Below are 15,317 nucleotides of genomic sequence, written 5' to 3'. Positions count from 1 at the left end.
GTCAGATTAGCCGGTCGTATCATGGGATGAATGCAGCGCAGCTCATCCCCGCCCGGTGTCGTTTTCGGCGCGGGGGCCTACCTCATCTGGGGTTCGTTCGCCGCCTTCTTCGGGCTGCTGGCATTCGCCGCACCTGCCGAAGTGGTGGCGCAGCGGATCGTCTGGACGCTGGTCGTGGTGCTGGCCGCGCTCACGCTGACCGGGCGGCTGGGTAGCCTGCGCGGGATCGATGCCAGGACCTGGCGGATGGCCGCCGCGGCCTCGGCGGCGTTGTCGCTGAACTGGGGTGTGTACGTCTTCGGCGTCACCACGGGCCACATCGTGGAATGCGCGCTCGGCTACTTCATCAATCCGCTGGTCACCGTCGCCTTCGGGGTGCTGCTGTTCCGGGAGAAGCTCACCAGGGCGCAGTGGGTGGCGTTGGGGCTCGGTGCGCTGGCGGTGGTGGTGCTGACCGTCGATTACGGCAGGCCGCCGGTGATCGCGTTGATCCTGGCCTGCTCGTTCGCCACCTACGGCCTGGTAAAGAAGGTGATCCGGCTCGACGCGCTGCCCGGCATCGCGGCCGAGGGCATCGTGGCCGTGCCGTTCGCGCTGGCGTTCCTGATCGTCCTGATGGCCACCGGCCGCAGCGAAATGGCCTCCAGCCCCGCCCATTTCGGCCTCATGCTCGCCACCGGGCCCGTCACGCTGCTCCCGCTGCTGCTCTTCGCCGTCGCGGCCAAGCGAGTCCCGCTCTCGACCATGGGCATCCTCCAATACCTCACCCCGGCCCTCCAGATGGCCTGGGGCGTGGCGGTCATGCACGAACCCATGCCGCCCTCCCGGTGGGCCGGTTTCGCCCTGATCTGGACGGCGCTGGCGGTGTTCACCACCGACGCTCTGCTGCGAGCGCGCCGCAACCGGCAGCCCTCGGTCGCCGAGGCCACGGACGTAACCGCGCGATAGCCCCCTTCGGTGTCACATCGGCAGCTCGATTCGGTGTCACACCGGTGTGAATCGCCGGTGGATCACAAGCCGACCGGTAGGCTCGCTAATCGGACAATCGGATAGTGGGCACCCGAGAGGGGTGGGTTCTGTGCACGATGCGGGGTACTCGGATCGGGTCGCCGGAGTGCTGGTCGGCACCGCCGCCGGTGATGCGCTGGGGGCGGGCTACGAGTTCACGCAGCCGGGGCCGGACACGGTGGTCGACATGGTCGGCGGCGGGGTATTCGACTGGGCGCCGGGTGAGTGGACCGACGACACGTCGATGGCCGTCGCCGTGGCCGTGGCCGCTGCCAGTGGGCCGGGAATCGATCTCGACGCGGTCGCGGCGGGGTTCGTCTCCTGGTACGACTCGAAGCCACCCGACATCGGGAACCAGACTCGAAACGTCTTGTCCGCCAGGCCGTCCTCCGCGCTGGACATGCAGGCCGTGGCGATGTCGCTGACCGGGCGCACCGGCGGTAACGGCTCACTGATGCGGACCGCGCCGGTCGCGTTGGCCTATCTCGACGACGCCGCCGAATGCGTCGCGGCCGCGGGCCGGGTCGGGTTGCTCACGCACCACGACGAGAACGCTGTCGAGGCGTGCAAGATGTGGACCTACGCGATCCGGCATGCCGTCCTGAACGCCGATTTCGACGGGGTTCGCGAATACGTCAGCGGCTCACCGCAATCCGCGTACTGGACCGACCGGCTCGACGAAGCGGAGAAGGGCACACCCGCCGACTTCCCGAACAACGGCTGGGTGGTGCACGCGCTGCAGACCGCGTGGTGGGCGATCACGACCACCGATCAATCGACGCCCGAGCACCTTCCGCTCGCGCTCGAGGCGTGTGTCCGTGCGGGCAACGACACCGACACCACCGCGGCCATCGCGGGCGGTCTGCTCGGCGCCCGCTGGGGAGCCTCCGCGGTCCCCGCCCGCTGGCGCGCCATCCTGCACGGCTACCCCGGCCTCACCGGCGCCGACCTCCCGGACCTCGCCCTGCGCATAGCCACCAACTCCCGTTAGCCAGGCCGGCAGCCGGACCGGCGCGCTGTGCCGCCACCTCACGGCCGCCACGGTCGATCACCGCAGTGGAGCGAAACGCCGGGGGCTATACGCGACCGGCCGACGCTCAGGCGGCGATTCGGCTCGACGCTCGACCGGTGACTACCAGGCGGTGATGACGGGGCCCGGAGTCCATGTGCCCCAGCGGTTGCCGGAGTTGATATCCACCTGCGCGGGAGTGGCGGTGGTGTCGAGGGGCAGGTACTGCTCGAGGGAGCCCCAGTCCCGGTCCCAGTCGTTGTTCAGGTACGTCGGGAGGGTGCGGGCGGTGAACAGGAGCTGAGTCCAGCCGAGGGGGCCGCCGCCGTCGTGGCCCTGCCAGAGGTTGGTGATGGTGGCGCCGTTGCGGTCGGGCAGGATGCGGTATTCGGGGAGCTCGGCGACACCGTTGTAGGTGGGCATCTGGTTCTGGCACGGGAAGTGCAGTCCCACCGCCCAATCCAGGAGCACCGGTGCGTCGCGGCCGACCAGCGCGCTGAGCGTGGTGGTCTGCGGCATGCGCGGCGGAGTGACCGCGAGCCACTGATCGGGGCCGAGATCCTTGTCTGCGGCGACCAGGCGGACAACGCTCGTCTCCGACGGCAACTGGTCCATCGGGATCCGCAGATTGCGCCACATCGGCGCCGGGCCGATGTCGGTCGGCGCGATCCGGCCGGTCACGGTGACGCTGCCGTCAGCCGCGGCGGTGCCGTACTCGACAGCCAGTTCCTGGCCGGGGTGGACGATGCCGTCGGCGTCCACGGTGCGGATTCGCCCGGCCACCGACATCGCCAGCAACGGGCCGCGTGGGCCGTCCGGGAGGCGGAACCAACCGGTGGTCAGCGCCGCGGGCTCCTGCGTGCCGGGGCGGTAGCTGCCGAGCACCGGCGTGGTCGCGGGGTCGAGACCGAACGGGAGCTGCAACGAGCCCTGTCGCGATTCCGAGCCGGCCGAGGTGGAGGCGTCGCGCAGTTTGTCGGGGTCGTCGGACACCGAATTCGCTTGCCCGGTGGTCGATTCCACCTCGTCCGAGGTGAGGACCGGTGCGACGCCGTCGGCCCGGAAGCCGGTGGATTCGGTGCCGTTCATCGTCGCGGGCATGTCACCGGACAGCGGCGCGAGCATCGAGGCGTTCGGGTCGGTTTCGACGAGCACCTCATCAGCCATGCCGCACCCTCCGGCGAAGGCCGCCGAGAAGTTGGATTCGGCGAGGGAGTACGCGGGGTACTGGGCGACGGTGGCCTTGGCGAAGGAGGCCACTTCGAACAGCACCATCATCGCGGCGGCGATGGCGAGGACCGGCATCCCGGCGAACCGCCCCACCTCGGCCTTCGGATTCAGGTTCGGGTGGACGTGGAACCATGCCGCCACGGCGAGCGCCACCAGGGTAAGGCCGACGAACAAGGTCGAGACGCCGTAACCGGCGACCGTCGGCGGCTTGTCCCACCAGGGGATTCCCCACGAGGAGACGTACCAGTACCCGTTGGCACCGACCCAGGTCATCGACAGTGCGAAGAAGACACCAGCGGCGAACAGCGCACGGTTGCGCATCGGCCGCAGGACTCCTGCGCTCACCGCGACCGCGGTCACCGCGGCGACACAGGTCGCCAAGCCCGCGAAGACACCGAACTGGTGGGTCCACTTGGTGGGCGAGAACATCATCAGCACCATGGCGGCGAGGGTGATGCCGAGCATGCGCCGGACCGGGCCGACCGCGGTTCCGGGGATGTGGCCGCCGCGGCGCAGCATGACGGCGGTGCAGACGATGAGGCCGATCAGCATCGCGAAGACACCGAATCGCCTGGTCAGCCAGCCATCAGCGTTGAGCTGCAGCAGGTATTGGTAACGCAGGAATTCGAAGAACCAGGACTCCCCCGGCCCGATCACGTTGTGCACGGCGAACATCTCCCGCACACCGGCGAAGGTCCGGTCGGCGAAGACGACGGTGAGCACCACTGTGCCCGCTGCCAGGATCGGCAGCAGTTGCGCGAGGTAGCCCACCGACTTCGACCGCGCCACGATCATCGCGGTGACGACACGCGCACCGGCCACCAGCGCGCCGAGGCAGATCAGGCCCGACGGTGCGCCGGTGAGGGTGAACGCGGCCACGATCACGGCGACGGCGAACGGCACGAGTCGTCGGGTCGCGATTGCTCGTTCGACCGAGACCCAGGTGACCAGAACACCCAGCGCGACCACGAATTCCGCGCGCAGACCGTTGTTGTAGGGCAGCCAGAAAGCCAGGAAGACGAAGGCCGCGGTCCAGGTGGCGACACGTTCGCGGCGCACCGCCACACCGAGGCGCGGCAGCACTTCGCGGCTGATCAGCCACCAGGTCAGCACGCCCGCGCCGAGGGCAGGCAGCCGGACCAGCGGGCTCACCGCGGAGATGTGGGTGAGCCAGCCGATGATGTCGACGTACGGGGTGTAGAACGGCCCCTCGTCCACGCTGAACCACCGGTAGTAGTTCGACATGTTGCCCGAACTGCGCGCCCCCCTCGCCATCCCGAGGATGTAGCCGTCGTCGGAGGTGTTGGCGCCGATGAAATGCCAGACGAGCAGCACCGAGAACACCAGCCAGTCGACCGGGCGCAGCCGCCACCAGCGTTGCGGCAGGAATCGACGCGCGGAGCGGCCGTCGAGGGCGTCGAGGCGGTGCAGGGCGAACAGCGCCACGGCGGTGGCGAGCAGGCACAGCACGATCGCGGCCAGTTTGAGCCAGGTCGGCGAGGACGTGTAGCGGGCGTCGACGTCGACGCGCACCGCGAGGTCCGCGGGGGCGGCGCCGGTCAACTCGCTGAATACGCCGACGACCTGGGGACGCAGATCGGCGGCCACGGTGGCGCCTTCACCGAGACCGGTTGTGGTGACAGTGGATTCCTGCGGGGTGATCGCGATCGTCAGCGCGCAGGAGCGGTCGAGCACCTCCGCCAGTGGCGCCGTCCACACCAGTGTCGAGCGCGAGACGACGTCCACGCGGCCGGGGCGTTCCGCGGTATCGGCGACCACTTTGACGACGAAGCCGTACTTCTCCATGTCGGCCGACTGGCGTGGCACGGTCGAGACCGCGACACCGCCGGTGGCCGCCAGCGAACTCAACGAGGCGCACGGCACCGTGGCCGACAAGGCGGCGGGCGCGTAGGCGATGAGCGGCGATTCCACCGCGGCGGGCGAACCCTGCTGGGGCCACGACACCGTCGCGGCGTCGACCCGGACGGGCAGGAACGGGATCACCGCGGCACTGAGAATGCCGATCAGTCCCGCGACGATCGCGACGATGCGCGCCCACCCCGGGCGATCACGTCGCGCCGGCTCCGACACATCCTTGGGCGGATGCCCCTGCCGCACGATCGTCTCTACCACGGGGCCCGATAGTAGCCGCGCCACCGGCAGCAGGCGAAACACCGTCTCGACTCGCACGCAAAAGCCCCGTCCGGAAACCTCCGAACGGGGCTCGAGCGGGGCAGATCAGGGGCAGGCGACCGAGGTCTGACCCAGGTTGGTCATCATGCCGCAGGCCCACGACTTCTGGACCTTCCACTTGCCCTCTTCGGCCACGAACGGCACGTCGACGACATTGGTCTGACCGTTGACCGTGAAGTTGGCCTTCGCGTTGACGCTGTCACCGAAGGAGGTCACCTCGGTGACCTGCACCTGGACATTGGCGTCCGAGGCGGCCTGGGCCAACCGGTTCGGCAGCTCGGGGTCGGCCTCGCCGCCCTGCACGAAGTCCAGCTTCTGGTCGTTGGGGACCGACGGGTCGAGCGCGGTGGTGAGCTGCTGGTTGAGCTCCTCCACGGTCGGCACGGGGGGCAGGTCCGCGGCGGCCGAGGCCGAAGCCTTCGCGCTGGTGGTGGTTTTGGCGGCGGGCTTGTCACCCTTGTCGTCGCTGCACGCGCTCAGGCCGAGGGCGGCGACCACGGCCAGTCCGGCGATCGCTACACGTCCGGTCGTACGAAGCTTCAACTGCTCGTCCTTTGCGTTCGAGGGGGGCGGGATTCCATCGCGGTAGCCGAGGCTACTCTTCACGCGAGACTGGCGAGCGGATCGGCCCGTGTCAGCCCCGTGTCGTCGGCTGGAAAGGTACGCGCCGCACCGGGACCTGTCGAGCTGGTCTCGAAACGCACGGTCACCACGCCGTAGCCCGCGCCCTGTACCCACCCGTGCCCGAATTCCGGGTGATTCACATCCATTCCCGGAAACCACAGTCCCGCAGGCAGATTCGGCTGCTCTTCCGGTGGCGGCGCCGTGTCGGTGACGGTGCCGAGGTCCTCGGGCACGGCCTGATCGAGTTCGGGGAACAGCGATTCCTGTCGTACCAGCGACAATCCGCCGTAGCCGACCCCGACCAGACGGATCGGGCCGAGCTCGGCGGGGTCGATCGCGGAGCGTTGCGCGGCGGCGGCCAGAGTGGTCAGGTCGGCGGTGGCGTAGGGCAGGGTGAACGACCTGGTCACGATGCCCATATCGGACTTCTTGAGTTTGAGCACCACGGTGCGGGCTGCGCGGCCGTCGCGTTCGAGCCTGCGATGCGCCGAGGCGGCCATCGCGGTGACGGCGGCGCGCAGCTGCGCCATGGTGACGATGTCGCGCTCGTAGGTGTTCTCGGCGCTGATCTGTTTGGCCTCGGCGCGTTCGGCGACCGGGCGGTCGTCGATCCCGCGCGCGAGCCGGTGCAGGGCGGCGCCCATGCTGCCGCCGAGGATCGAGGCGGCCTCCGATTCCGGCAGTGCGGCGAACGCGCCGACCGTCTCGATACCGAGGCTGCGCAGCCTGCTCTCGGCGACCGGCCCGATCCCCCACAGTTTGCGCACCGGGAGCGAGGCGAGCAGTTCACCCTGCTCGGAGGGGGAAATCACCCGCATCCCATCGGGTTTCGCGAGGCCGGAGCCGATCTTGGCGAGTTGTTTCCCGGTCGCCGCGCCGATCGAGGCGGTGAGGCCGGTCTGCGCCAGGACGAGCGCGCGCAGCATCGCGCAGTAGTCCTGCACCTGCGCCACACTCGCGCCCGCCAACTCGGCGGGCTCGGCGAAGGCCTCGTCGAACGACAGCGTCTCCAGTACCGGAACACAGCTGCGCAACGCGTCGAACACCTGCCCGCTCAGCACCGAGTACAGCGCACCGCGCGGCGGCACGACCACGGCCGACACGCCGATCAGGCGCCGGGCCTGATGCATCGGCATGGCCGAACGCGCGCCGTAGACCCGAGCCTCGTAACTGGCCCCCGCGACCACTCCGCGCTGGGTCGCCCCACCGACGAGGACCGGGCGCCCCCGCAGCGTGGGTCTCGTCAATTGCTCTATCGAGGCGAAGAAGGCGTCCATATCGATGTGCAGCACCCAGCGCCGGGCAGTGACGGCCGCATCGGGCCTGGCCGGAGCCCCGGCGACAGGGGTGTGGGTGCGCACGAGTCGCAATCTACGCCCGGCCACCGACAATTCCCTCGAGCCGTTCACAACCGTGGCACACCGATCACCCAGGCGGATATGTGATGATCGAGGGATGAAGATCCGCAAGGCTGTCATTCCGGCGGCGGGAATCGGCTCCCGGCTGCTTCCGCTGACCAAGGCGACGCCGAAGGAGATGCTGCCGGTCGGTGACAAACCGGTCATCGAACACACGGTGCGTGAGCTGGTGTCCTCCGGGATCACCGACATCACCATCGTCGTGAGCAGCGGCAAGTCGCTGATCCAGGATCACTTCCGGCCGAATCCGGCGCTGGTCGCGCAACTACGCGCCGACGGCAAGTCCGCCTACGCCGACGCGGTCGAGGAAGTCGGTGAGCTCTCCCGCGAGGGCCACATCACCTACCTCGACCAGCACGGCCCGTACGGCAACGGCACGCCGGTGCTCAACGCCGCACGGCATCTGGGCGACGAACCGATGCTGGTGCTGTGGCCCGACGACGTGTTCGTCGCCGAGGTACCACGCGCCCAGCAGCTGATCACCGCCTACGAATCCACCGGATGCCCGGTGCTCGCGCTGCTGCCGATGTCGCCGGGCGAATCGCAGCGCTACGGCGTGCCGGTGGTGCGCGAGGACCTCGACGACGGACTCCTGCGCATCTCCGGCCTGATGGAGAAGCCAAAGCCCGAAGACGCACCGTCGGCCTTCGCGGCGATCGGCGGATACGTGGTGACGCCGGGCATCATCGACGAGCTGCGCATCCAGACCGAGAACTGGTACACCCACCAGACCGGCGAGGTGTACCTGACCGACGCGATCAACAACTACGCCGCCGAGCACGCGGTGTACGGCCAGGTCATCCAGGGTCGCTGGTACGACACCGGCAACCCGGCCGATTACCTGGTAGCCCAGTTCGCCTCGGCCCTTGCCCATCCCGAATACGGCCCGCTGCTACGGCAACTGGTGGACTGAGGTCGTTGTCGTGGCCCGCCCGATTCTGGACTGAGTGGAGGGTGCGACGAAGGAGTGCCCGGAGGGAGAGAAGAATCGGGGCCCGAAGGGCCGCGACCCGCGGCGCCAGCCGCCAACAATTCAGAACCTTCGGATCGCGAAGATGTCGAACTCGCGCAGCGGGTGTAGTCCGACCGGGATGCCCCAGTCGTGGGCGTCGAGGAGTTGGCCGCCGCCTGCGTAGATGCCGACGTGCGAGCCGTCGCCGTTGAGGATGACGACATCGCCGGGTGCCAGGCCGCCGAAGGTCACCGGGAGGCCGACTTTCGCCTGCTCCCAGGTGGTGCGCGGCAGGGTGACGCCGACCTGGCGGAATGCCCACTGGACCAGCGCCGAGCAGTCCCAGGAGTGCGGGCCGACGGCGCCCCACTCGTAGGGTTTGCCGATCTGGGTCAGGGCGGCGGTGAGTGCGCCGACGCCGGTCGCGCTGGGAAACGGAATCATGCCGGAGCCGCTGGAGCTACCCGACGACGAGCCGGATTCGCCCGAGCCCGACGAGCTGCCGGGCTGCGACCATGCCGGACCTGCCAGCACGAGGGTGGTGGTGATGGTGGTGACGAAGCCGAAGGCCAACCGTCTCACGAGTTTTCGCTTCATGTGCGCGCCCTTCCTCACGGCCGGGTGCTGAGCCTCCGGCTGGTCGGCTATCGGGCGGCATCGCCTGCGCCACCCGCTGATCCGGTGTCGCGCCGCGATGTTGCCATCGTCGACGCGGCACCGTTTCCACAGGACAATCGTCACGAGCAGTCACTGTCGCCTCAGCGGTTCCATGCGCATCAGCAGTAACATCACGATTCTGCCCGACTGATTCGCCGATGTCACAAAATTCAGCAACTTTCCAGCATCTTTTTTCGCACGCTCAGGCGATGAGGGTCAGCGCCGCCTTGATGCCCGCGCGCACCGTGTCGCTGTCGCCCACGCCGCCGCTGATCGTGACGCCATCGCGGGTGAGAAGTAGGGCGCGGGCCGCGTCGTCGGGGGCGGAATGGCCACCCACACGGAGGCGTTCGGCCATGAGTTCGCGAAACCAAGCACGGTAGTCGTCGACGACGCGGCGGACCGGATGTTCCGGATCGGGAAACTCGACGGCGGCGTTGAGGAACGGGCAGCCACGGAAGCCGGGGCCGCAGCTGATGTCGCGGAGGGTGTCGAAGATGGTGGTAATGGTGGCGAAGCCTTCGCCTTCGACCGATTCCAGCGCCTCGCGCTGGCGCGCGTATTCGCGCTGCAAATAGGCCACGACCAGGTCATCTTTGCTTTTGAAGTGCCGGTAGAAGGTGGCCTTGGCGACGCCGGCCTCGGCGATGATCCGGTCGATGCCGACCGTGTGCACGCCCTCGGCATAGAACAGCCGAGTAGCAGTTTCTAGTAGACGATCACGGGCTTCGCTCACCCCTTGACAATAGCAGACAGACCTGTCTACTCTCGGTCGCAAGTGAACAGACAAGTCTGTCTAGGAGGACACATCATGGCTCCCATCTACACCGCGATCGCCACCTCGGTCGGCCGCGACGGCCGTTCGTACACCGATGACGGCGTGCTCGATCTGAAGCTCGCCCGTCCCGAGGCGATGGGTGGCGACGGCGCGGGGACCAACCCCGAGCAGCTCTTCGCGGCGGGCTATTCGGCCTGTTTCGCGAGCGCGCTGCAGCTGGTCGCCAAGCGGATGAAGCTCGACGCCGACGACGCGTCGGTGACGGCCGAGGTCGGTTTGAATCCCCTCGAGGGCGGCCGGTTCGGCCTCTCGGTCGTGCTGCGCGTGGAGCTGCCGGAGCACCTGCACAACGAGCAGGGCGAACAACTGATCGAGACCACCCACCAGGTGTGCCCGTACTCCAACGCCACCCGGGGCAACATCCCGGTGGAACTGGTTGTCGAGTAACCGTCCACCGAACAAGAAAGGTCCGGGCGCTGAATGCCCGGACCTTTCTCAGCTGTACAGAACTCAGACCTTGGCGACCGAGACCTTCACGCCGCCCGTGATCTCGGCGGCATCGGCACCGGCATCACCGAAAGTCAGTGCGGTGGCGAGGATTTCCCCGGCGATCAGGTCGCGGTGGGTCGCGGCCCACTCCGCCCGCTCGGCGGGAACGTCGAGGACCACGCTGATCCGGTCGGACACGTCGAGCCCCTGCGACTTGCGGGTTTCCTGCAGGTCGCGGATGAGGTCGCGGGCCCAGCCCTCGGCCTCCAATTCCTCGGTGACCACCGAGTTCAGCACCACCAGGCCGGCATTACCGGGCAGGGCGGCGGTGGACTCGGGTTCGGCGGCCACCAGGCGCTGGGTGTACTCCTCGGGCAGCAGCGTGATTCCGGCAGCGGTCACGACACCGTCGGCGGATTCGCTCCACTCCCCTGCCTTGACGGCCTTGATCACCGTCTGGACCTGCTTGCCGATGCGCGGACCGGCGGCGCGCGCGTTGACGACCAGCTCGAACCGGCCGTGCGCGGAGACGTCGGTGGTCAGGTCGACCTTCTTGACGTTGACCTCGTCGGCGATCAGCTCGGTGAACGGTGCGAGCCGCTCGGCATCCGCCGCCGCGATGGTGACCTCGGCCAAGGGCAGCCGCACCCGCAGGTTCTGCGCCTTGCGCAGGCTCAGCACTGTCGAGCACACGACCCGCACCTCGTCCATGGCGGCGACGAGTTCGGGATCGTGCGGCAGCTCGGTCTCGGTCGGCCAGTCGGTCAGGTGCACCGAACGCTCGCCGGTGAGCCCACGCCAGATCACCTCGGTGATCAGCGGCAGCAGCGGTGCGGCGAGCCGGGTGACCACCTCGAGGACCGTGTGCAGGGTGTCGACCGCGTCGCGGTCCTCGGACCAGAAACGCGAACGCGACCGGCGCACATACCAATTGGTGAGCGCGTCGGCGAACCCACGCAGTTCGTCGGCGGCACCGGCGATGTCGTAGGTCTCGAGCGCCTCGGTGACCACGTCGCGGGTGACCGCGAGTTTGGCGAGGATGTAGCGATCGAGCACGTTCGGCGAATCCGTACGCCACACACCGGGCTTCGAGGCGTAGAGCTGCAGGAAGGTCCACGCGTTCCACAGCGGCCGCATCGCATGGCTCACGCCCTCGCGGATGCCACGCTCGGTGACGATGAGATTGCCACCGCGCAGGATGGGCGAACTCATCAGGAACCAGCGCATGGCGTCGGAGCCGTCGCGGTCGAAGACCTCGTTGACGTCGGGGTAGTTGCCCTTCGACTTCGACATCTTCAGGCCGTCGTCACCGAGCACGATGCCGTGCGCGGCAACGGTTTTGAACGACGGGGAGTCGAACAGCGCGGTCGAGAGCACGTGCAGCGTGTAGAACCAGCCGCGGGTCTGCCCGTTGTACTCGACGATGAAGTCGCCGGGGAAGTGGCTGTCGAACCATTCCTTGTTCTCGAACGGGTAGTGCACCTGGGCATACGGCATCGAGCCCGACTCGAACCAGCAGTCGAGCACCTCGGGTACCCGGCGCATGGTCGAGTTCCCGGTCGGGTCGTCGGGATTGGGCCGGGTGAGGTCGTCGATGTAGGGGCGGTGCAGGTCGGTGGGGCGCACGCCGAAGTCGGCTTCGAGCTGGTCCAGCGATCCGTAGACGTCCACGCGCGGGTAGGCCGGGTCGTCGGAGACCCACACCGGGATCGGGCTGCCCCAGTAGCGGTTTCGGCTGATGTTCCAGTCGCGCGCGCCTTCGAGCCACTTGCCGAACTGGCCGTCGCGGATGTGCTCGGGCACCCAGCTGATCTGCTGGTTGAGCTCGACCATCCGGTCGCGGAACTTGGTGACCGCGACGAACCACGACGGCACGGCCATGTAGATCAGCGGCTGGCCGGAGCGCCAGCTGTGCGGGTAGGAGTGTTCGATCGTCTCGTGCCGCAACAGCTTTCCGGCGGCCTTGAGGTCCTTGATGATCACCGGGTTGGCGTCGAACACCATCAGGCCCTCGTACGGCGGCACCATCGAGGTGAACTTGCCCGCCGGGTCGAGCGGCTGCACGATCTCGATCCCGTTCGCCGAGGCGACGTCCATGTCCTCCTCACCGAAAGCCGGCGCGAGGTGGACGACGCCGGTACCGGAATCGGTGGTGACGTAATCGGCCTCGAGCACGCGGTGCGCGTTCGGGTGGCCGAGGAAGAAGTCGAACGGCGGCCGGTACGACAGGCCTGCCAGCGCCGCGCCGTCGTACTCGCCGAGCACCTCCGGCTCGTCACCGAGCTCGCGGGCGTAGTGCGAGACCCGTTCGGCGGCAAGCACATAGCGCTTGTCATCGGCGCCGCGCACATGCACGTAGCGCACGTCGGGGTGCACCGCGATCGCGAGGTTGGACGGCAGGGTCCACGGCGTGGTGGTCCAGATCAGCGCATTCGCGCCGTCGAGGGCCGCGAAGGGATGCTCGGCCGGGACGACCAGCTGCATATCGACGGTGACCGCGGGGTCCTGCCGCATCTTGTACGCGTCGTCGAGGCGGGTCTCCTGGTTCGACAGCGGAGTCTGCTCGTACCAGCTGTAGGGCAGCACGCGGAAGCCCTGGTAGATCAGACCCTTCTCGTGCAGCGACTTGAACGCCCACATGACCGACTCCATGAAGTCGAGGTCGAGGGTCTTGTAGTCGTTGTCGAAGTCGACCCAGCGGGCCTGCCGGGTGACGTAGTCGCGCCACTCGCCGGTGTAGCGCAGCACCGACGACTTACAGGCGGCGTTGAACTCGGCCAGCCCCATTTCGTCGATCTGAGCCTTGTCGGTGATGCCGAGCTGCTTCTCCGCCTCGATCTCGGCGGGCAGGCCGTGGGTGTCCCAGCCGAAGCGGCGGTCGACCTTCTTACCGCGCATGGTCTGGAAGCGCGGGATCAGGTCCTTCACGTAGCCGGTCAGCAGGTGGCCGTAGTGCGGCAGGCCGTTGGCGAACGGAGGCCCGTCGTAGAAGACGAACTCGCCTTCTTCATCCCGGTTGTCGATGCTGGCGCGGAAGGTGTCGTCGCGGGCCCAGTAGTCGAGCACCTGGGTTTCGAGCTCCGGGAACGTCGCGCCCGCAGCCGCGCCGAAGTCGACCCGGGGGTATGCGCTACCGGTAGTTGTCTCGTCCGCCATCGCGGATTGCTCCTCGTGCCGCCGCGCCGTGAGCGCGAGATGTGGGCACGGGGACGATGTCGGCGCCGGTGCGCCGTACCGCGGTACCACCCCGTTTGCCTGGTCCACTCCCTACGGAACGGGCCAGGCCTCTCGTTGTGTGAGCTGTGACGGGCTCACCCGTTCGGTTCTACTGAGCGCGAACGCTGTTCTTCCGAAGGCTCCCCGGTGATAGCCGGATCAGTGCCATGTGTACTTGGATTCTAACCGGACGCGTCCAGCCGATATTTCGCGCCGGTTCAGTTCCGCCGGGAGTGCCGCCCGGCCGGGGTCGGTTCGCTCTCCGGTTTCCGGGTGGCCAGTGCGCTCACGAGCAAACTCGCGGCACCGACAACACAGATCACAATGCATCCCCAGGCCCATACCACCGAGCCGGTGGCGAGCGCCGCGACGAGCAGTCCGAAGCCGATCGCAGCAAGAACAAGCGTCAAGACGAGCATGCTGACTCCCAAGCAAACCGAGCAGCCCGAGGGTAACTGGGCGTTCCCGAATCACGCGACGCGCTGCGTCGCGCGACTCGGGAACCAGTTTACTTGCCGCCCTTGGCGAAGGAAGCCGGAGCGAGACTGTTGGCCGAACCGTTGGTTTCGCCCGCGAACTCGCCACCGTCGACCGGCACGGCCGACCCACGGTTCTCGAGCTCTTCCAGCTGCGATTCCAGGTAGGACTTCAGGCGCACGCGGTACTCGCGCTCGAAGGTCTTCAGCTGCTCGATGCGGCTTTCCAGCACCGTGCGCTGTTGCGTGATCGTGGCCATGATCTCGGCGTGCTGACGCTCGGCGTCGGCGGTGAGCGCCTCGGCCTTGTCCTTGGCCTGCCGGATCTGGGTGTCGGAGCGGTTCTGCGCGTCGGACAGCATCGCGTCGGACTTCTGCCGCGCGTCGGCGATCATCGCTTCCGAACGGGTGCGGGCGTCGCCGACCAGTCGCTCGGAGTTTGCCCGCGCGTTCGAGAGCAGTCCCTCGGCCTCGGTCTTGGCGTCGGTGGTCAGGCGATCAGCCATCTCCTGCGCCAGGGTGAGCACCTTCGCGGCCTGCATGTTCGCGTCCGGGCCGTTGTTCTGCACCGGCGCCGCGACGGGCATCGGCGCGGGCGGCGCGACCGGAACCGGCTGCGGGACAGGTTCTGGCGCTGGGGGAGGCGCCTGCTGTACGGGGGCTTTCGCGGCGTTGACCGGGGCGGGCCCGCGGTTCTTCTTGGCGTCGGCCAGCTCGGTGTCGAGTTCGGCGACCCGCTGACGCAGGTCGGCGTTCTCCTCGATCAGGCGCGAAAGCTCCTGTTCGACGAGATCCAGGAAGGCATCGACCTCGTCCTCGTTGTAGCCGCGCTTACCGATCGGCGGTTTGCTGAACGCGACGTTGTGCACATCGGCAGGAGTCAGCGGCATCGAAGGATCCCTTCACGCGTCTTTTGGAGAACTAGCAAGCGGTCTTCTCGATTCATTGTGTCACACGGAGGTCACGGGCTGCCCGAGCCTACCCACGATCGACATCAGGATGAAGACGAGGAAGAGCAGGACCATTATCGAAAGATCGAGACGAATCCCCCCAAGATTCACAGGAGGTATCAAACGCCTCAGCAGTTTCACCGGAGGGTCGGTAACAGTGAAGATCGCCTCGAGGACGATCACCACTACACCGGTCGGGCGCCAGTCGCGCGCGAAACTGCGAATGAACTCCACGATCACCCGACTGATGAGCAACAGCCAGAAGATGAAAAGCACGAGGTACAGAACCGCGAACAGGGCCACGGCTTCACTCTGCC

The 15,317-nt window shown here is 67.9% G+C and carries 13 protein-coding genes; 4 read left to right on the top strand and 9 right to left on the bottom strand.

The window, feature by feature from the left end:
- Nucleotides 1-30: 30 nt before the first annotated feature.
- Both rarD and ACWZHB_RS04770 read left to right on the top strand, forming a co-directional pair.
- Complete coding sequence (rarD, locus tag ACWZHB_RS04775) at nucleotides 31-948, top strand: EamA family transporter RarD (protein WP_427906707.1); 918 nt, start codon at nucleotides 31-33, stop codon at nucleotides 946-948.
- Between the two features lie 121 nt (nucleotides 949-1,069).
- A complete protein-coding gene (locus ACWZHB_RS04770) occupies nucleotides 1,070-1,999 on the top strand; it encodes an ADP-ribosylglycohydrolase family protein (RefSeq protein WP_427906706.1) in 930 nt (309 codons plus the stop codon).
- A 141-nt stretch (nucleotides 2,000-2,140) separates the two neighbouring features.
- On the opposite strand, the gene ACWZHB_RS04765 is transcribed toward ACWZHB_RS04770, so the two are convergent.
- The 3 genes from ACWZHB_RS04765 to ACWZHB_RS04755 form a co-directional block, all read right to left on the bottom strand.
- Nucleotides 2,141-5,380 (bottom strand): arabinosyltransferase domain-containing protein, encoded by a 3,240-nt coding sequence (locus ACWZHB_RS04765; RefSeq protein ID WP_427906705.1) that lies wholly within the window; start codon nucleotides 5,378-5,380, stop codon nucleotides 2,141-2,143.
- A 105-nt stretch (nucleotides 5,381-5,485) separates the two neighbouring features.
- The gene (locus ACWZHB_RS04760) at nucleotides 5,486-5,983 is read right to left on the bottom strand and encodes a hypothetical protein (RefSeq protein WP_427906704.1); all 498 of its coding nucleotides are present in this window, start codon (nucleotides 5,981-5,983) and stop codon (nucleotides 5,486-5,488) included.
- A gap of 59 nt (nucleotides 5,984-6,042) precedes the next feature.
- Entirely contained in the window at nucleotides 6,043-7,341 is a 1,299-nt protein-coding gene (locus ACWZHB_RS04755) for a DNA polymerase IV (RefSeq protein ID WP_427909084.1), read from the bottom strand.
- Between the two features lie 178 nt (nucleotides 7,342-7,519).
- Here ACWZHB_RS04755 and ACWZHB_RS04750 point away from each other — a divergent pair, with 178 nt between their 5' ends.
- Entirely contained in the window at nucleotides 7,520-8,395 is an 876-nt protein-coding gene (locus ACWZHB_RS04750; RefSeq protein ID WP_427906703.1) for a UTP--glucose-1-phosphate uridylyltransferase, read from the top strand.
- A 120-nt stretch (nucleotides 8,396-8,515) separates the two neighbouring features.
- On the opposite strand, the gene ACWZHB_RS04745 is transcribed toward ACWZHB_RS04750, so the two are convergent.
- Both ACWZHB_RS04745 and ACWZHB_RS04740 read right to left on the bottom strand, forming a co-directional pair.
- The gene (locus ACWZHB_RS04745) at nucleotides 8,516-9,031 is read right to left on the bottom strand and encodes an NlpC/P60 family protein (protein WP_427906702.1); all 516 of its coding nucleotides are present in this window, start codon (nucleotides 9,029-9,031) and stop codon (nucleotides 8,516-8,518) included.
- 262 nt (nucleotides 9,032-9,293) lie between these two features.
- Nucleotides 9,294-9,827 carry a TetR/AcrR family transcriptional regulator gene (locus ACWZHB_RS04740; RefSeq protein WP_427906701.1) on the bottom strand — a complete coding sequence of 178 codons (534 nt, stop codon included), beginning with the start codon at nucleotides 9,825-9,827 and terminating at the stop codon, nucleotides 9,294-9,296.
- A 75-nt stretch (nucleotides 9,828-9,902) separates the two neighbouring features.
- Here ACWZHB_RS04740 and ACWZHB_RS04735 point away from each other — a divergent pair, with 75 nt between their 5' ends.
- Complete coding sequence (locus tag ACWZHB_RS04735) at nucleotides 9,903-10,316, top strand: organic hydroperoxide resistance protein (RefSeq protein ID WP_427906700.1); 414 nt, start codon at nucleotides 9,903-9,905, stop codon at nucleotides 10,314-10,316.
- A 63-nt stretch (nucleotides 10,317-10,379) separates the two neighbouring features.
- On the opposite strand, the gene ileS is transcribed toward ACWZHB_RS04735, so the two are convergent.
- From ileS to ACWZHB_RS04715, 4 genes are all read right to left on the bottom strand, one after another.
- Nucleotides 10,380-13,514: an isoleucine--tRNA ligase gene (ileS, locus tag ACWZHB_RS04730; protein ID WP_427906699.1), complete on the bottom strand. Its 3,135-nt coding sequence runs from the start codon at nucleotides 13,512-13,514 to the stop codon at nucleotides 10,380-10,382.
- 278 nt (nucleotides 13,515-13,792) lie between these two features.
- Nucleotides 13,793-13,993 (bottom strand): hypothetical protein, encoded by a 201-nt coding sequence (locus tag ACWZHB_RS04725; RefSeq protein WP_427906698.1) that lies wholly within the window; start codon nucleotides 13,991-13,993, stop codon nucleotides 13,793-13,795.
- A gap of 89 nt (nucleotides 13,994-14,082) precedes the next feature.
- Nucleotides 14,083-14,940, bottom strand: a complete 858-nt coding sequence (gene wag31, locus ACWZHB_RS04720; protein ID WP_427906697.1) for a DivIVA-like cell division protein Wag31 — start codon at nucleotides 14,938-14,940, stop codon at nucleotides 14,083-14,085.
- Between the two features lie 60 nt (nucleotides 14,941-15,000).
- On the bottom strand, nucleotides 15,001-15,303 hold the full coding sequence (locus ACWZHB_RS04715) for a YggT family protein (RefSeq protein ID WP_067459304.1): 303 nt from the start codon (nucleotides 15,301-15,303) through the stop codon (nucleotides 15,001-15,003).
- Between the last annotated feature and the right edge of the window lie 14 nt (nucleotides 15,304-15,317).

This window comes from Nocardia sp. FBN12, from assembly GCF_054031145.1.
Note: the sequence above shows the minus strand (reverse complement) of the source record. Positions and strands in the feature narration are given on the sequence as shown.

Coding starts and splice junctions, on each gene's coding strand:
- rarD (WP_427906707.1), top strand. CDS start 31: ATGCAGCGCAGCTCATCCCCGCCCGGTGTCGTTTTCGGCGCGGGGGCC.
- ACWZHB_RS04755 (WP_427909084.1), bottom strand. CDS start 7,341: ATGGACGCCTTCTTCGCCTCGATAGAGCAATTGACGAGACCCACGCTG.
- ACWZHB_RS04750 (WP_427906703.1), top strand. CDS start 7,520: ATGAAGATCCGCAAGGCTGTCATTCCGGCGGCGGGAATCGGCTCCCGG.
- ACWZHB_RS04745 (WP_427906702.1), bottom strand. CDS start 9,031: ATGAAGCGAAAACTCGTGAGACGGTTGGCCTTCGGCTTCGTCACCACC.
- ACWZHB_RS04735 (WP_427906700.1), top strand. CDS start 9,903: ATGGCTCCCATCTACACCGCGATCGCCACCTCGGTCGGCCGCGACGGC.
- ileS (WP_427906699.1), bottom strand. CDS start 13,514: ATGGCGGACGAGACAACTACCGGTAGCGCATACCCCCGGGTCGACTTC.
- ACWZHB_RS04725 (WP_427906698.1), bottom strand. CDS start 13,993: ATGCTCGTCTTGACGCTTGTTCTTGCTGCGATCGGCTTCGGACTGCTC.
- wag31 (WP_427906697.1), bottom strand. CDS start 14,940: ATGCCGCTGACTCCTGCCGATGTGCACAACGTCGCGTTCAGCAAACCG.